This window comes from Streptomyces sp. NPDC045899 (genome assembly GCF_056431485.1).
In genome coordinates, this window is sequence record NZ_JBWKKP010000017.1 from 1 (window position 1) to 15271 (window position 15271).

Here is a 15271-nt window from a genome sequence, read left to right on the forward strand (position 1 = left end):
TGCAGGACCCCGTCGATCCGGATGGACGTGACCGCCGCACCGGGGATCGAGGAGAGGAGCGTACGACGCAGGGAGTTTCCGAGGGTGTAGCCGAAACCCGGCTCCAGCGGCTCGATCACGAACCGGGAGCGGAACTCGTCGACGACCTCTTCGGTCAGTGACGGACGCTGAGCGATGAGCACGAGGTATTGCCTCCAGTATGTGGCGCGCTAGGTGACGCCGTAGACACCCATGAAGGGTACGGGCGGATCGGCCTCCCATGAATCTGAACCACCCGACCTCCGCCCGTCTGGCGGCCGGTCGGCAGGCTCAGCTCTTGCTGCAGAGCCCGACGATCAGCTACTTCTGCCCCTGAGAACCAGCGACCAGCGCAGTTCGTAGGGGCATACTGGGGGCGATGACAAAGCCTGCTGCACCGAAGCGTCATTTGCCCACCAGCCCCTTCGCGGCTCCGGTCACCCCGGCTCCCAAGCACTTCGCCGTGGGCGACCAGGTCACGCACGACGTGTACGGCCTCGGCTGGGTGATCGGCATCGAGGACGGAATCGCGGCGCTCGTGGACTTCGGTTCGACGCAAATGCGGATCTTGAGCCCGTACGCCAAGATGACCAAGCTCTAGGACCGCCGTGCCCGGTCATGGCACGCCAGGCCCCTTCAGGGACCTGTACCCCAAAGGGAGACCCCTCATCGAACTGACGTCGCTGTTCTCCGCCCTGGAAGGGCAACCCCGCTGTGCCACTACGGCATCGCCGCCTCCGACGACGAACCCCTTCCAGGCCGCGGACTTCGGGGAAGACGAGACCTTCCTTGACGAGGATGTACCGGAGCCCGCCTGAGGCATGGAGGCCGAGCAAGAAGCCCCGGACGACCCTTGGTCCGGGGCTTCTGACATCCGCGGTGCCCGTCGGCCGTGGGGCACGGCGTCCTGGCGGGGGCGGACGGGGCGCTAGGTGAGCTTGCACCACGTCCTCGTACCGTCCTGACTGGTCCCCCAGGCGTCGGCGAGCGCGTCGACGATGAGCATCCCCCAGCCGCTTTCATCGACCGGGGCGGGACGTCCGATCCTGGGGCGACCGGGGGAGCCGTCGCTGACCTCGATGTGGATTTCGCCCTTCTGGTGGAAGAGGGCGAAGCCGAGCTCCTCCGCCTCTCCGTATCGCACGGCGTTGGTGACCAGCTCGCTGATGAGCAGCTCAGCCGTCTCCGCGCAGGCGCCGAGCGTCGTGCGCGAGTGACGGCCGGTTATTGTCGTGCGCGGGGAGCTCCCATCCCGGCCCATCTGCCGTCGACCCAGGCAGAGCCGAGCAGACGGGATGGAAGCTGGCGCACCGCATGACCGGCGGGGCGCTGACGCTCGGCGCGGTGCTGGCCCGGGCTGGAGGAGCGTGAGCGGGAGATCGCCGCGCAGGCCGAGGCGGCCAAGGACCGGATCGCGGAGCTTTCCGCGCAGCTGGAGGAGTTTCACCGGGCCGTCGAGAATCGACGGCCCGCTGCGGGCCCGGCAGGTTCGAGGCGATGGACCTGCCGATCGCACCCCATGTCGTCGACAACGCCCGTCTGAAACTCAAGCGGTGAATCAGACACAGGTCTCATACCGCCCTCTGAAGCCATCCTGGAAGTGTCACGGCTTCTCACCGGGCTAGTCCTGCGCGCGAGTTGACCGACATGCACTGTTAGCCTCATGCGACTGACCGCTCTTCACCATAAAGCAGGGGGATTGAATTGCGCATCAAGCGGATAGTTCAGGGCGGAATGTCCGCACTGGTCATGGGTGCTGTCGCGGTGGCCATGGTGCCGGGCTCGGCGCAGGCGGTGAACTGGGACCACGGACCGCTGTACGACAGGGGTAAGCACGCGGCGGCCTACATCGAGGAGAACGGTGACTACCTCAGGGTCTGTGACACCAAGGGCGACGGCAAGAAGGCGTGGGTGAACGTCTTCGACTACGACAGCGGCGACCTCCTGTACAGCCTCACCGACAAGAAGAACGACGGTAAGTGCAGCTACCGGGACGCCTCGGACGGCGGTAGGTACAACCTCGCGGAAAACCGCAAGTTCGACGTCATCGTCTCGCATGAGCCCTCGGATAATTCGGGCTCCTACCACTTCCAATTCCTCAACGATCACTAATTCCTTTGTGACGGGCCATCAGTGGCGCTGATGGCCCGTCGGTGAGCTCTCCGCAGTTTCCGAGAGACTCACCCTCGAGCCGGTAGTCGCTCCCGGCGGTCCGGCAACGCTGACGAACAGCGGTGGACAAGCGCGGACAGCTGGCTGGTGGCGGCGGTAGAGCCGCTGGCCGTCCGCACGACGCAGCGTGTGCGGTTCTCGTTCAGGGGGACGGGGTGAAGCCGGCGGACTGGTCGAGGTGGAACGGGGACCCCGGAAGCGTGGGGGACCAGCCGTCGCCAAGGGCGCGTCGAACGGCATTCGCGACCTCGGACGGCAGCGTGGGATGGGCCTTCCGGCCGAGCCAGTTGCTCGGATGCGGCTGGTTGGTGGTGACCACGAGGGTTGTCCCAGGGGTGTCCGCGTGCTCGACCGCGTATGTGCACGGTGACCAAGCCAAGCCCTGGAGATAGGTCGGCCTGCTCCGCAGTCGCCAGCGGTAGGCCGTGCCGTCGACGACGATGCCCCGCGCGCCTTTGCGTACCAGTGCCATGGCTCCACCCCCAACGTGGTGGATGCTAGCGAGCCTTCGCCCAGGTACCAGTGTGCCTCAGGTCGCGAGGGCGAACGCGGAGCCGGTGGCCGTGACGATGAGGAAGATCGTGGAGATCCAGGCGAGTGGGGCGACGCCGGGGCGGCGGGAGAAGAGGGCCCAGCTGCCGGCGAGTACGGCCAGGGGGATGGTGATTCCCGGGATGGCCATGGCGAGGTCCAGGGTGGACTCGTCGCAGGCGGCGTGCTGCTCGTAGTCGCAGTTGGCCGTGCCGAGCGGGATCAGTCTGGTCAACAGGAACAACGCCCCTCCCACCAGCCACAGCACGAGAAGGCCGAGCGCTCTCCATGCCAGGCCGGGTGCGTTCGGCTGCGCGGCGGCGTGCTCCGCCTCGGCCTGTGGGCCCGGTCGTTCCTTTCCCCCGTGATCGTTCATGGCAGGAGGCTAGGCAGACCGCCGCCCGGCTCGGATCGGTGCGGGTGCTCAGGCGCATGTGTCGGGGTACTCAGATCGGGGTGGCAGCCCGGGCGGTGGCTGGGGCAGGCTCAGGCACATGGTTTCGGTAGTGGAGAACGTGGCGATCGACTGTGCGGATGCCTATGAGTTGGCCCGGTTCTGGAGCGAGGTGCTCGGTCGTCCGCTGCATCCGGAGGACGAGCCTGGTTCGCGGGAGACCGAGGTGATGCTGCCGGAGGGGCCGAACCTGTACTTCAACCAGGTGCCCGAGCCGAAGGCGGTCAAGAACAGGCTCCACCTGTGCCTGCGCCCGGAGACCTCGCGCGAGGAGGAGGTCGAGAGGCTGCTCGGCCTCGGTGCCACCCTGGTCGCCGACCGCCGGGAGGGCGACGGTGCGGGCTGGGCCGTTCTCGCGGACCCTGAGGGCAATGAGTTCTGTGTTCTCCGCAGTGAGGCCGAACGGGCTGTGACGTCCTCCTGAGGTACTCGCTCAAGGGCTGGTGCGGCACCGGGGCCTGTCGGGCGGGTGGTGCCGGACAGGCCCCGGTTCAGGGGGTGCTCAGCGCTTGAGCGTGAAGGTGAAGTCGTCGGAGAGCTTGCCGTTCAGCCGGACCGCCGAGACGAGCTTCCCTTCGGTGATCAGTTTCTCGGCCCCGGCCCGTGAGAGACCGCAGCCCTCGGCGATCAGCCGCGTCGGGCGGACCGGGATCCGCGCCGCGAAGCGGACCGAGACGTCGATCACCTCCTGGTCCAGGTGGTCCGGTCCGCCGGTGTCGAGACGCCAGGCGTCGGTCCAGTCGAGGGCGATGCGATTGCGGTGCCGCACGGCGGGATCCTGGAGCAGTTCGGCTGTCAGGCCGAGGTCGTTGGCGTGCAGCCGGTCCAGCAGCTCGGGTCGTACGGAGCGCACGTGGGTCCGCTCCAGCAGCGTGAGCTTCGCCGTTTCCCCGCAGGTGGTGCAGAGCACGAGGAGCCAGGCGTCGATGAGCTTGTGGTTGGCGTTGACGCGGAACTTTCCGCTCGCCCGGAAGCGCCCGGAGCTCGCGGAGGCGCAGGTGTGGCAACGGCGGAGGACGATCGGCAGGCGGGTGGGCATGACAAACCAGGTGGTGAGCACAGAAGTACACCGGTTTCAGTGAGAAGTCCGCAGCAAGAAGCAGCGCGGCGCACAGGTGCGACGCGCGACAGATCAGCTCTCGGGGGGTCTCACACGGTGTACAACGGCATGCCTTCGGCTCGACGGCTTGGTCCGGCAGCACGGTAAGGGCACACGACGGCGCCGCTCCACTGGTTTTCGAGCGCCTCATCGCCAGGGGCGTTACGGGGTGGGGACGGGTATCAGGACGATCTTGCCCGTGGTGCGACCCGTTTCGCCCAACGCGTGTGCCTGCGCCGCCTGTTCGAGGGCGAAGACGGCGTCGACGATGACGTGGAGACGGCCGTCCTCGATCAGGGCGCTGATCTCACGGAGGCCCTGCTGGTCCGGTTCGACGAGCATGAACACCGCCCGGACCCCGGCCTCCTCGGCCTGCCCGGAGGGGAAGGTGTCGTCGAGGGGGAGGATCGAGACGAGGGTGCCTCCGCGGCGGAGCGTGCGCAGCGAACGGGACCAGGTGGCGCCGCCGACGCTGTCGAGGACGACGTCGACGTCGCGGACGGTGGTGGCGATGTCCTGGGTGCGGTAGTCGATGAGTTCGTCGGCGCCGAGGGCGCGTACGAGGTCGTGTTTGGCGGCGCTGGCGGTGGCGATGACGTACGCGCCACGGGCCTTGGCGATCTGGACGGCCAGATGGCCGACGCCACCGGCGCCCGCGTGGATCAGGACGCGCTGACCGGGCCGGACGGCGGCGGTGTCCACCAGGGCCTGCCAGGCGGTGAGCGCGGCCAGCGGCAGGGCACCGGCCCGGGTGTGGTCGAGACCGCGGGGGCGTGGGGCGAAGTGCCGGGCCGGGGCGGTGACGTACTCGGCGTACGCGCCCGCCGGGTGCGGGAAGCGGGGCATGCCGAACACCTCGTCGCCGGGCCGGAACACCGTCACGCCCGCGCCGACGGACGTGACGACTCCGGACACGTCGAAGCCGAGGGTGAAGGGGAGGGGTGTTCCGTCGGCGAACACACCGCGCTCGCGCGTCTTCCAGTCGGCGGGGTTGACGCCCGCCGCGTGCACGCGGACCAGGATCTCGCCCCGGCCCGGTTCCGGTCGTTCCGTCTCGACGACCGTGAGGACGTCGGGGGTTCCGGCCCGGTCCTGGGAGACGGCGCGCATGGTCGGAGGGGTGTCTACGGACGTGTCCACGGGCTGAGGCATGGGTGGTGCTCCTTCTCCGGGGCGAGCTGGGACGGCGGTGCCGGCGGGCCCACACTGCCCGGGTGCCGTGGCCCGCGGTGGTGGCCTGACGGTCACGCCCTGAAAGGATCCGGCCATGCATCGTGTTGGCGTTCTGGCCCTGGACGGCGTCGTCCCCTTCGAGCTGGGCATTCCCGCCCGCATCTTCCACGCCGCCCGTGACGGCGACGGCCATCCGCTCTACTCCGTGACCACGTGCAGCCTGGACGGTGGCCCTGTGCGGGCCGAGGCCGACTACGACCTCGCTGTCTCCCATGACGCCTCCTTGCTGGCCACCGTCGACACCGTGGTCGTCCCGCCCTCCCACCGGCTGGGGCCCATACGGGAGGAGGGCCGGCTGCCCGAACCGCTGCGGGAGGCCCTGGCCGCCGTACGGCCGGGGACGAGGTTCGTCGCGATCTGCACCGGGGCCTACGTACTGGCCGCCGCCGGACTGCTCGACGGCCGTCCCGCCACCACCCACTGGCGTGAGGCCGATCGGCTCCAGAGGATGTTCACCACCGCCCGTATCGACCCGGACGTGCTGTACGTCGACGACGGGGACGTCCTCACCTCGGCGGGAGTGGCCGCCGGTGTCGACCTCTGTCTGCACATCGTCCGCCGCGACCACGGCAGTCATGTGGCCAACGAGGTCGCCCGCTCCTGTGTCGTACCGCCATGGCGGGAGGGCGGTCAGGCGCAGCGCATCCGGCGTCCCGTCCCCGGACCGGCCACCGGCAGCACCGCGGCCACCCGGGCCTGGGCCGCGCGGCGGCTGTCGGAACCGCTCGCCGTGGCCGGGCTGGCCGCGCACGCCAATATGAGCGTGCGCACCTTCAGCCGCCGCTTCCGCGATGAGGTCGGCACGACGCCCGGTCAGTGGCTCACCCGGCAACGCGTGGACCTCGCACGCCACTTCCTGGAGACCACCGACTGGCCCGTCGACCTCGTCGCCCGGCGGTCCGGACTCGGCACCGGCGCCTCCCTGCGGCAGCGGCTCCACGCCGCCATCGGTGTGAGCCCGCAGAGGTACCGCCGGACCTTCCGCTCCGGTGCGGGGGGATGAGTACGCGTACTCATGTGCCGCGCGGTGTGTGGTGGTGTGCTCGGGCCATGGCGGAACGAACCGGTATGGGATGGGTTGCCCTCGCTCTGGCGTTCTGGGAGGTGGTGGCCTTGGCCGGGATCTCCCTCCACTGGTGGTTCACCTCCTGGGATCCCGAGGACGTCGGGGACCCGGCCGGGCCGTATCTCCTGAAGGTGGCGGTGGTGGCCGCCATCGCCGTCGTGGTGGCGGTGGTGGCCGCGCGGAAGCGTCACGTGGCGATCGTCTGGAGCCAGGTGGCGGTCGTCCTGCTCACAGGCGTGGTCATGCTGGCGGCCCAGAGGGAAGGCGCGGTCCGGGAGGACGTGCGGCGGTCGCGGGTGTGTGCCCAGGACCCTCACGCGGACGGGTGTGAGGGTCTGGGATGAGGCGCGTCAGGCGAGGAAGGACGTGGTGGTGGACAGGAAACGGAACGGGTCGTCCAGCCACGGGAAGTGGGCCGTGGCGGGCTGGGTCGTGAGGTGCGGGGTGGGGAAGAGGTCGGCCAGGGCCGCCACGGAGGCGGGCGGGGAGTTGAGGTCGTACTCCCCGGCGAGGAGCAGTACCGGCTGCTGGAAGCCGGCGAGGGCGGTGCGGGTGGTGTCGGGGGAGAAGGCGCCTTCGGAGGCGTAGACGGCGGCGGCCTCGTTGTTGCGCTGGGTGGCCTCGGCGGCCTGGTGGGCCTGGGTGGTGGCGTCCCAATGGCCGTAGCGGAACGGGGCGATGGCCTGCCAGGAGTCGGCGGTGGCCTTTCCGGAGGTGATCGCCTCCAGGGCGGCGAACGCCGTCGGGAACCACGGTTCGTCCTGGCGGAGGAGGGCCGTTTCACGGCGGAGCTCGGGTGTGACGGTGATGCCGAGTGCCATGGGGCTCGGGGTGATCAGGGCCAGTCTGCGGACGCGGTCCGGATGGTGTTCCGCGTAGCGGATGGCCAGGTTGGTGCCGGCGGAGTGGGCGAGCAGATCGACGTGGTCGAGGCCGAGGTGGGCGCGGAGGGCTTCGACGTCCGGGACGAGGCGGTCGCAGCGGTAGGTGGCGGGGTCGTGCGGGGTGGCCGAACGGCCCGTACCGCGGAGGTGCGGTCTGATCAGCCGGTGGTGTGCGGAGAGACCGCCGAGGTCGCCCAGATAGGCCGGGTCCTGCATCGGGCCGCCGGGGAGGACGATCAGCGGAGGCCCGTCACCGAGGATGTCGTAGGCGAGTTCGGTGCCGTCGGGCGCGGAGAAGGCAGGCATGGGCGGGGCCTTTCGGGAGGTGCGGGAGGATGGTGGCCGCATAGGCTGCGGGGATGGAGACGAACGGGGGCGAGGAGAGGCACGGGCCGCTGTCGGACGATGAATTCGGCCTCCTCATCGGGCTGTTGAAGCGGTACTGCGCGGAAGAGCTGGACCAGTGGGAGGCGTGGCAGACCCCGACTCCGCACGGGCCCGTCTACATCGCCATCAGCCGGGGGCTGATGGCGGGTGACGTGCCGGGCATGTACCGGCCGATCTGAGGGCGTCAGTGGCGACGCTCCCACCACTCGGGCACGTCGGGTGGCGGTCCGTAGGTGGTCGCGAGCACCCTGCGGTCCACCGAGCCCACCACCGCGGCGAGTTCGCGCCGGGCGCGGCGGGAGAGGGCGCCAAGTACACGTTCCAGACCGGGGCGGCCCTCGGGGTCCGGCTCGCAGCACGGACACGGCGGATCGGGGGTGCCGGGCCCGGCCCGGCGGGTCACCTGTGCCGCCTGGTGTCTCCACCACCGCAGGTCCCGGGCGACCGCGCCGGGGTTGCCGCGGGCCCGTTCCAGGCGGTGGATCTCGCCGAGTGTCGCCGCGGAGACTCCGTCGACGACCGAGTAGCGCGGGGGACGCGGGTGACGGGGGTGGTGAGCGAGGGCGGCCCGTACCGCTGCCGGTGGCCTACGCGGCATGGCTCCCGGGCTGGTTCGCTGGGTGGGACGTCGTGCGGAGCATAGGCGCAGGGTGGCACAGCGGGGGCCATTCGGCCACCGCGATTCCGGCGGGGCCGGGGTAGAAAGGGCCTATGCCGACGAGTTCGCCCGTTCCCGAATCCGATATCGAGGCCATGGTGCACGCCTTGTTGATCGCCTCCCGGCTGCTGGTCGCGGTGTCGGCGCGGTCCTTGGCGGCGGTGGAGGAGACGCTGACCCTGCCGCAGTTCCGGATGCTGGTGGCGCTGGAGAACCGTGGGCCGCTCAGTCTTTCCCGGCTGGCCGAGGAACTGGAGGTGCAGCCCTCCACGGCGATGCGGATGATCGACCGGCTGGCGGCGGTCGGGGTGGTGGCCCGCGGGACCTCGGAGGCGGACCGGCGGACCAGTGTGATCTCGCTGACGGATACCGGGCGGCGCACGGTGGAGGAGGTCACCGAGCGGCGCAAGGGCGAGCTCACGGGCATCGTGGCAGCGATGCCCGCGGGGCAGCGGCGCGGTCTGATCGAGGCGTTGCAAGCCTTCACGGAGGCCGGCGGTGAGCCCTCGGGCAAGCGGGGGGAGCCGCGAAGAGTCGCCGGCTGGTGAACGTGGCGCGGGGCCCTCGCGGGCATGCCGGTGCCGTCGCGGACGGCGAGTGGTGCGGGGTGCCGTCGCGGTCTCCCGTGTGGCATGAGTCCTCGCCAGGGCATGTCGGGCGGAGTGGGCCGCCACTGAACCTTCGTGCGGTCGTGGGACGCCGCCGCGGCTGCGCCCGCCGCGTGAGCCGCCGGCACGGCGCCCCACATGGCGCGAGCTGCCGCCATGGCACCGTATGCCAGGTGGTTCGCCGCTGACATCACCCGCGGCGTCGCGTGGTCATGACGGCCCCGTGGGGGCGCGGGCACGGCAATCTCGCTGCCGGGGCGCTGCCACAACACCCGCCGCGAGTGTCGCCGTCGGGACACACCGTGCCGCGAGGGCCGGGATTCTAAGGCAAAGACGCCACCTTCGGGCGCATCTTGAGCGCAGATGACGAAGACCGGCTTTTGCTGAGTGCAAAGATCCGTGCCTGCCGTACCTCAGTCGTACCGCTGATCCCCGCAGCACGGCCACGGCTCTCCCGACGGGCCGTTGCGTCCCCAGGAGGCATGATGAAATCTCACGCCCGGAACGCGCGACACCACGGCTCCGCGTTTCCTCGCAGCCGGATCCTGGCCGCCGTGGTCGCCATGGTGGCGATCGTCGCCGGGGTGGCCGTGTGGATCTCGAGGAGTGACAGCGAGGAGGGCTCGGTGGCGGGGACCGTGCCGTCCGCGCAGGACGCCGGAACGGCGGCCGCCTCCGGGTCCGGGGCGCTGACCGAACTGGACAAGACGTTCCTGGTCAAGGTCCGGCAGGCCGGGCTGTGGGAGATCCCCGCCGGGCGGATGGCTCAGAGCCAGGCCGCGGGTGAGGCCATCAAACGGGCCGGGATGCACCTGCTGGACGGCCACAGCAAGCTGGACCAGCTCACCCGTGAGACCGCCAAGACCCTCAACGTGCCGCTGCCCGACGAGGCCAGTGCCGAACAGCAGGCCTGGGTACAGCAGTTGAAGGAGGCCGACGGCGAGAAGTTCGACCAGCTCTTCGTGGACCTGCTGCGTGCCTCGCACGGCAAGATCTTCATCGTCATCGCCCAGGTCCGCGCCGCCACCAAGAACTCCCTGATCCGGCGGCTGGCCACGCAGACCAACGCCACGGTGAACGACCATATGGAGGTGCTCGAGGACACCGGTCTGGTCACGGACGCCGTGCTCGACGACGTCGCCTCCACCGTTCCCAAGTCCAAGTGACCGCGGCGCGGCCGCCGGTCACCGGATTCACCAGGTGACCGGCAGCGCCTCCAGCGGGCGCACCACCACGTTCTGCTGGTAGCGCAGTGCGGACGGCGCGACCGCCAGCCGCACCTCGGGGAAGCGCTCGAAGAGCCGTCGTGCGCCGATCTCGGTGATGATCTTCGCCAGATGGGCCCCGGAGCAGTAGTGGATGCCGAAGCCGAAGCTCAGATGGGCCGGTTTGGCACGGTCCAGGTCGAGGTCGTCGGGGTGGTCGGGGAACTGGCCGCGGTCGCGGTTGGTGGACATCACGGAGATGATGACGACCTCGCCGGCCGGGATGGTGACGCCGCCGAGTTCGACCGGCTCGGTGGTGACGCGCTGGAGGGCGTTGCTGATCGGGCTGACGTAGCGGATCAGTTCGTCCATCGCGGCGCCCCAGCGGCCCGGTTCGGCGAGCAGCCGCTCCCGTTCCCCGGGATGGGTGAGCAGGGCGGCGATGACCCCGCCGACCAGGCTGGCGGTGGTGTCGTTGCCGCCGGTCATCAGGGCGAAGCCGGTGGAGAGGATCTCGGTGGGGGTCAGCCGCCGCTCGGCGTCGGCGTGGATGAGGGAGGACAGCAGATCCTCGCCCGGTTCGCGCTCCTTCGCCGCGATGAGCGAGGACATATACGCCGACAGGTCCTGGATGTTGCGGTCCAGGACCCCCGAGGTGTCGGTCGGGGAGAACGTCCGCAGCGCCTGGGACCAGCGCAGGAAGTCCGGCCAGGCGTCCGCGGGGACACCCATCAGCTCGGCGATGACGATGACGGGCAGCGGGTCGGCGTAGCCCGCGATCAGGTCGGGGCGGGTACGGGCGGCCAGCCGGTCGAGGAGTTCGTCCGCGATCTCCAGGACCCTCGGTCGCAGCGCCTCGGCGCGGCGTGGGGTGAAGGCGAAGCTGATGGCCTTGCGCAGCGGGGTGTGGCGCGGCGGTTCGAGGTTGGCCAGGTGGTTGGCCTCCTCGGGGGGAGGGGTGAGGGTGCGCCCCGAGCGGCGGGACATCAACTGGTAGTGAACATGGATGTCGCGGCTGAGGCGGGGGTCGGCGAGCGCGGCCCGGGCCTCGTCGTAGCGGGTCACCACCCAGGCGCGACCGCCGTCGGGGAGCGTGATCTCGCAGACCGGGCGTTCCTCACGGACGTGTTCCAGTACCGGATAGGGGTTCTGGGTGAACTCGTTGGTGAGCATCCAGTATTTGGAGAGTGTCCGTGTGGCGGCCATGCCGTCCCCCTCGACTGTCCGGTAGGCGCTGTCCGGTCGGCGCTCCTGCTCCCCGGACCCTAGGTCCGGCCTCCGGCCCGCACAGGTGTGATGCAAAGACTTCGAAGCGAACCCACGGCGCCGACTCCGCCCCGATCTCTGCCATTCGGCAGAGGTGGCCGCCCCAGGGCCCGTCCTAGTCTCGGCTCGACAGCGTAAGCACCGCCCGGCACAGGGAGAGTGAGCCGCGTGAGCGCGACGATTTCGACGGAGACGGAACTGGCCGCCCGAGCGGTGAATGTCCACAAGACCTACGGCGTGGGCGATGCCCAAGTCGCCGCCCTGCGAGGGGTGGATGTGGAACTGCGCCGGGGTCAATTCACCGCGATCATGGGACCTTCGGGTTCCGGTAAGTCGACCTTGATGCACTGCATCGCCGGTCTCGACTCGGTGACGGAAGGCGATGTGTACATCGCCGACATGAAGGTCAACGGAATGAGCGACAAGGAGTTGACCCGCCTTCGCAGAGAGCGCATCGGATTTATTTTCCAGCAATTCAATTTGCTGCCGATGCTGACCGCGGAGGAGAACATCCTGCTGCCGCTCGCCATCGCGAAACGGAAGCCTTCGCCGGAGTGGCTCCAACGGGTGATCGACACGGTGGGGCTCAGCGAACGGCTGGGGCACCTGCCGTCGGAGCTGTCCGGTGGGCAGCAGCAGCGGGTGGCGTGCGCGCGGGCGCTGGTGTCCCAGCCCGAGGTGATCTTCGCGGACGAGCCGACCGGCAATCTGGACTCACGGGCCGGGGCCGAGGTGCTGCGCTTCCTGCGGGACTCGGTGCGGACGCTGGGCCAGACGATCGTGATGGTCACCCATGACCCCAACGCCGCCTCCTACGCGGACCGGGTGGTCTTCTTCGCCGATGGCCAGGTCGTCGGCGAGATCACCGAACCGACCGCCGAGACCGTGCTCGACATGATGAAGAAGATCGACACGCTGGAGAAGGTGGCCTGATGTTCAAGGCGACTCTCAAGAGCGTGCTCTCGCGCAAGCTCAGACTGCTGCTGTCGGGGCTCGCGGTGGTGCTGGGCGTCACCTTCGTCTCCGGCGCCTTCGTCCTCCAGGACACCCTGGGCCGTTCGTTCGACGCCCAGTTCGCGGGAGCGTACGACGACATCGACCTCCAGGTCGCCGCGAAACCGCGGGTCGACGCCGGGGTCGGCGACGCGGCCAGTGCGCCGGTGGGGCTGGACCGGGCGACGGTGCGCGAGGTCGCGGACGTCTCCGGGGTCGGCAAGGCCGCCGGGGAGGTACGGGTCGAGGGCGCGCGGGCGCTCGGCGCGGACGGCAAGGTGGTCCCGTCCACCGGCGGCCCCCGGTACGGCAGGAGCTGGACCGGGGAGACCTCGCTGCTGAAGCTGCGCGAGGGGCACGCCCCCGTGAAGCCGGGCGAGGTGGCGATCAACGCGGGGCTCGCCGAGAAGGGCCACTTCTCGGTCGGCGACACCATCGCGGTACTGACCGGGGAGCCGAAGCGGACGTTCACCGTCGCGGGTGTCTTCGGGTACTCCGGTGACCGTGACTCCATCGGCGGTGAGCAGACGGTCGCGTTCACCGAACCGGTGGCGCAGAGGCTGATGCTGGGCGGGACCGGTGAGTACTCGGCCGTCACCGTGACCCTCGACTCCGGCGCCGGCGCCGCCTCCGTGCAGAGCGCGCTGAAGAAGGAGCTGGGCGCCGGTTTCGAGGTGCGCACCGGTGAGGAGCTGTCGAAGGAGTCGGCCGACCGCTCGCGGGACGTCCTGGACCTGGTCACCCAGGTGCTGCTGGGCTTCGCCGCCGTGGCGGTGCTGGTGGGTGTCTTCCTGATCATCAACACCTTCTCCATCATCATCGCCCAGCGGATGCGGGAGCTGGCGCTGCTGCGGGCGCTGGGCGCCAGCCGCCGCCAGATGATCGGGTCGGTGCTGCTGGAGTCGATGGTCATCGGGCTGGTCGCGGCGGGCGTCGGCCTCGGGCTCGGGGTCGGCCTCGGGGCGCTGGGCGCCTCGCTGCTGGCGGACACCATGGAGGGGCTGGAGGTCGCCGATCTCGCGGTGCCGGCGAGCGCGGTGACCGTATCGCTGGTGGTGGGCGTCGGGGTGACGATGCTGGCCGCGCTGTTCCCGGCGCTGCGCGCGGCGAAGGTGCCGCCGATCGCGGTGATCCGCGCCGCCGCGGCCCCGGACCGCAGGCACCGCAAGCAGACCTGGACCGGTTCGATCCTGCTGGTGCTGGGCGCGGGGCTGCTGCTCACCGGGCTGATGGGCTCGGGCGACGCGGCGGTCTCCGCCGTCCTGCCCGGTGTGCTGCTGGCCTTCATCGGGGTCGCGCTGCTCACCCCGCTGATCAGCAGGCCCGCGGTGTGGCTGCTGGGCGGGATGTTCTCCCGTTCGCTCCCGGGCCAGCTCGGACGGCGCAACTCGGCGCGCAATCCGCGCCGGACCGCGATCACCGCCTCGGCCCTGATGATCGGCGTCGCGCTGGTCACCACGCTCAGTACGGTGGCCGCGTCGGCGAAGGACAGCGTCAACAACGAGATCTCCGGCAAGCTGAAGGCCGAACTGGTCGCCATGGGCGACACCGGGGCGGGCATGTCGGCTTCCATCGACCCGGCGGCGCTGCGCGCGGTGCGCGGGATCGACGGGGTGGACGCCGCGGCGGGCGCCTCGTTCGACACCGCGAAGGTCGGGGGCGCCACCCAGACCGTCTCCTCGTGGGAGGACTGGAAGGCGGCGCGCGGGCTGCTGAGCCTGCGGGCCGAGACCGGGTCGATCGGTGAACTCGGCCCCGGTTCGGTGCTGATGAACAAGAACACCGCCGAGGACCGCGGGGTGAAGGTCGGCGACAAGGTCACCGTCCAGCTCCAGCGCGGGGAGCGGCGCAGCTACCGGCTGGCGGGCACCTTCGCGGAGATGGCGCTGGCCAACAGCGTGGTGGTGCCCTGGGCCGATGCCACGAAGGGCTTCCGCTACGCCCAGCCGTCGCAGGCGTACATCAAGCTGGCGCCGGGTGCCTCGGCCGACTCGGTCCAGCCGCGGGTGGAGAAGGCGCTGCGGGACAGCCCCGAGGTGACGGTGCAGTCCAAGGAGCAGGTCGCGCAGAAGTTCAACGACGGCTTCGACATGATGCTCAACGTGGTGCAGGCGCTGCTCGCGGTCGCGATGATCATCGCGGTGCTGGGCATCGTCAACACCCTGGCGCTGTCGGTGATGGAGCGGACGAAGGAGCTGGGCGCGCTGCGCGCCATCGGGCTCGGCCGGGGGCAGACCATCCGCATGATCATGACGGAGTCGGTGGTCATCTCGCTCTTCGGCGCGGTGCTCGGCGTACTGGTCGGCTCCGGACTCGGTCTGGCGGTGGCCCGCTCGATGAAGTCCCAGGGCGTGAGCAGTCTGTCGCTTCCCTGGGCGCTGATGGCGGTCTATCTGGTGGGTGCCGCGCTGGTCGGCATGCTGGCCTCGCTGGGACCGGCCCGGCGAGGGGCCCGGCTGAATGTGCTGAAGGCGGTCACCCAGGAGTGAGACTCCGGCGGTGACGGACCGTGCGTTCCGCTCTTCCGGAACGTGTCGCGGAATCACCGAAAAGACTCCCGCGGTGCCTCGAAAATTCCCCCGACGAGGCACCGCGGGGCGGTCCTACCCATAGTGCGGGGCACCGCATTGCAGCTTCCTGCACCGGCTGTTGCCATGCGAGATCAGTTACGTTGATATGGGTTCGACGGATCGGATG

The 15271-nt window shown here is 70.0% G+C and carries 18 protein-coding genes and 1 pseudogene; 10 read left to right on the top strand and 9 right to left on the bottom strand.

The window, feature by feature from the left end; translation table 11 throughout:
* Positions 1 to 182, bottom strand: a pseudogene (locus AC07FT_RS24010) (DNA-directed RNA polymerase subunit alpha); the annotation flags it as partial.
* Positions 183 to 397: 215 nt separating this feature from the next.
* Here AC07FT_RS24010 and AC07FT_RS24015 point away from each other — a divergent pair.
* On the top strand, positions 398 to 619 hold the full coding sequence (locus tag AC07FT_RS24015) for a hypothetical protein (protein ID WP_471203702.1): 222 nt from the start codon (positions 398 to 400) through the stop codon (positions 617 to 619).
* A 327-nt stretch (positions 620 to 946) separates the two neighbouring features.
* Here AC07FT_RS24015 and AC07FT_RS24020 read toward each other — a convergent pair whose 3' ends face one another.
* Positions 947 to 1279, bottom strand: a complete 333-nt coding sequence (locus AC07FT_RS24020) for an ATP-binding protein (protein WP_479178042.1) — start codon at positions 1277 to 1279, stop codon at positions 947 to 949.
* Between the two features lie 473 nt (positions 1280 to 1752).
* On the opposite strand from AC07FT_RS24020, the gene AC07FT_RS24025 reads away from it, so the two are divergent.
* The gene (locus tag AC07FT_RS24025) at positions 1753 to 2130 is read left to right on the top strand and encodes a hypothetical protein (protein WP_479178043.1); all 378 of its coding nucleotides are present in this window, start codon (positions 1753 to 1755) and stop codon (positions 2128 to 2130) included.
* Positions 2131 to 2332: 202 nt separating this feature from the next.
* On the opposite strand, the gene AC07FT_RS24030 is transcribed toward AC07FT_RS24025, so the two are convergent.
* Positions 2333 to 2662: a hypothetical protein gene (locus AC07FT_RS24030; protein ID WP_479178044.1), complete on the bottom strand. Its 330-nt coding sequence runs from the start codon at positions 2660 to 2662 to the stop codon at positions 2333 to 2335.
* Positions 2663 to 2719: 57 nt separating this feature from the next.
* A complete protein-coding gene (locus tag AC07FT_RS24035; RefSeq protein WP_479178045.1) occupies positions 2720 to 3097 on the bottom strand; it encodes a hypothetical protein in 378 nt (125 codons plus the stop codon).
* A 118-nt stretch (positions 3098 to 3215) separates the two neighbouring features.
* Here AC07FT_RS24035 and AC07FT_RS24040 point away from each other — a divergent pair, with 118 nt between their 5' ends.
* The gene (locus tag AC07FT_RS24040) at positions 3216 to 3599 is read left to right on the top strand and encodes a VOC family protein (protein WP_471203699.1); all 384 of its coding nucleotides are present in this window, start codon (positions 3216 to 3218) and stop codon (positions 3597 to 3599) included.
* A gap of 78 nt (positions 3600 to 3677) precedes the next feature.
* Here AC07FT_RS24040 and AC07FT_RS24045 read toward each other — a convergent pair whose 3' ends face one another.
* Together AC07FT_RS24045 and AC07FT_RS24050 are read right to left on the bottom strand one after the other, a co-directional pair.
* Entirely contained in the window at positions 3678 to 4214 is a 537-nt protein-coding gene (locus tag AC07FT_RS24045) for a DUF1062 domain-containing protein (protein ID WP_479178046.1), read from the bottom strand.
* 222 nt (positions 4215 to 4436) lie between these two features.
* Positions 4437 to 5426, bottom strand: a complete 990-nt coding sequence (locus tag AC07FT_RS24050) for an NADP-dependent oxidoreductase (protein ID WP_479178047.1) — start codon at positions 5424 to 5426, stop codon at positions 4437 to 4439.
* Positions 5427 to 5541: 115 nt separating this feature from the next.
* On the opposite strand from AC07FT_RS24050, the gene AC07FT_RS24055 reads away from it, so the two are divergent.
* Both AC07FT_RS24055 and AC07FT_RS24060 read left to right on the top strand, forming a co-directional pair.
* Positions 5542 to 6510 (top strand): GlxA family transcriptional regulator, encoded by a 969-nt coding sequence (locus AC07FT_RS24055; protein ID WP_479178048.1) that lies wholly within the window; start codon positions 5542 to 5544, stop codon positions 6508 to 6510.
* 47 nt (positions 6511 to 6557) lie between these two features.
* Positions 6558 to 6917 carry a DUF6234 family protein gene (locus tag AC07FT_RS24060; protein ID WP_479178049.1) on the top strand — a complete coding sequence of 120 codons (360 nt, stop codon included), beginning with the start codon at positions 6558 to 6560 and terminating at the stop codon, positions 6915 to 6917.
* A 6-nt stretch (positions 6918 to 6923) separates the two neighbouring features.
* On the opposite strand, the gene AC07FT_RS24065 is transcribed toward AC07FT_RS24060, so the two are convergent.
* Positions 6924 to 7763, bottom strand: a complete 840-nt coding sequence (locus AC07FT_RS24065) for an alpha/beta fold hydrolase (RefSeq protein WP_479178050.1) — start codon at positions 7761 to 7763, stop codon at positions 6924 to 6926.
* A gap of 53 nt (positions 7764 to 7816) precedes the next feature.
* Here AC07FT_RS24065 and AC07FT_RS24070 point away from each other — a divergent pair, with 53 nt between their 5' ends.
* On the top strand, positions 7817 to 8023 hold the full coding sequence (locus tag AC07FT_RS24070; RefSeq protein WP_479178051.1) for a hypothetical protein: 207 nt from the start codon (positions 7817 to 7819) through the stop codon (positions 8021 to 8023).
* 5 nt (positions 8024 to 8028) lie between these two features.
* On the opposite strand, the gene AC07FT_RS24075 is transcribed toward AC07FT_RS24070, so the two are convergent.
* Positions 8029 to 8442, bottom strand: a complete 414-nt coding sequence (locus tag AC07FT_RS24075) for a hypothetical protein (RefSeq protein ID WP_479178052.1) — start codon at positions 8440 to 8442, stop codon at positions 8029 to 8031.
* Between the two features lie 113 nt (positions 8443 to 8555).
* Between AC07FT_RS24075 and AC07FT_RS24080 the strand changes: the two genes are divergently transcribed.
* Together AC07FT_RS24080 and AC07FT_RS24085 are read left to right on the top strand one after the other, a co-directional pair.
* Positions 8556 to 9050 carry a MarR family winged helix-turn-helix transcriptional regulator gene (locus AC07FT_RS24080; RefSeq protein ID WP_471203683.1) on the top strand — a complete coding sequence of 165 codons (495 nt, stop codon included), beginning with the start codon at positions 8556 to 8558 and terminating at the stop codon, positions 9048 to 9050.
* Between the two features lie 545 nt (positions 9051 to 9595).
* The gene (locus AC07FT_RS24085) at positions 9596 to 10276 is read left to right on the top strand and encodes a DUF4142 domain-containing protein (RefSeq protein ID WP_479178053.1); all 681 of its coding nucleotides are present in this window, start codon (positions 9596 to 9598) and stop codon (positions 10274 to 10276) included.
* A 27-nt stretch (positions 10277 to 10303) separates the two neighbouring features.
* Here the strand turns inward: AC07FT_RS24085 and AC07FT_RS24090 are convergent, their stop codons facing one another.
* Complete coding sequence (locus AC07FT_RS24090; protein WP_479178054.1) at positions 10304 to 11521, bottom strand: cytochrome P450 family protein; 1218 nt, start codon at positions 11519 to 11521, stop codon at positions 10304 to 10306.
* 228 nt (positions 11522 to 11749) lie between these two features.
* Between AC07FT_RS24090 and AC07FT_RS24095 the strand changes: the two genes are divergently transcribed.
* On the top strand, positions 11750 to 12514 hold the full coding sequence (locus AC07FT_RS24095) for an ABC transporter ATP-binding protein (protein WP_471203677.1): 765 nt from the start codon (positions 11750 to 11752) through the stop codon (positions 12512 to 12514).
* Positions 12514 to 15063, top strand: a complete 2550-nt coding sequence (locus AC07FT_RS24100) for an ABC transporter permease (RefSeq protein ID WP_479178055.1) — start codon at positions 12514 to 12516, stop codon at positions 15061 to 15063. Before AC07FT_RS24095 ends, AC07FT_RS24100 begins: the two co-directional genes overlap by 1 nt.
* Positions 15064 to 15271 lie beyond the last annotated feature (208 nt).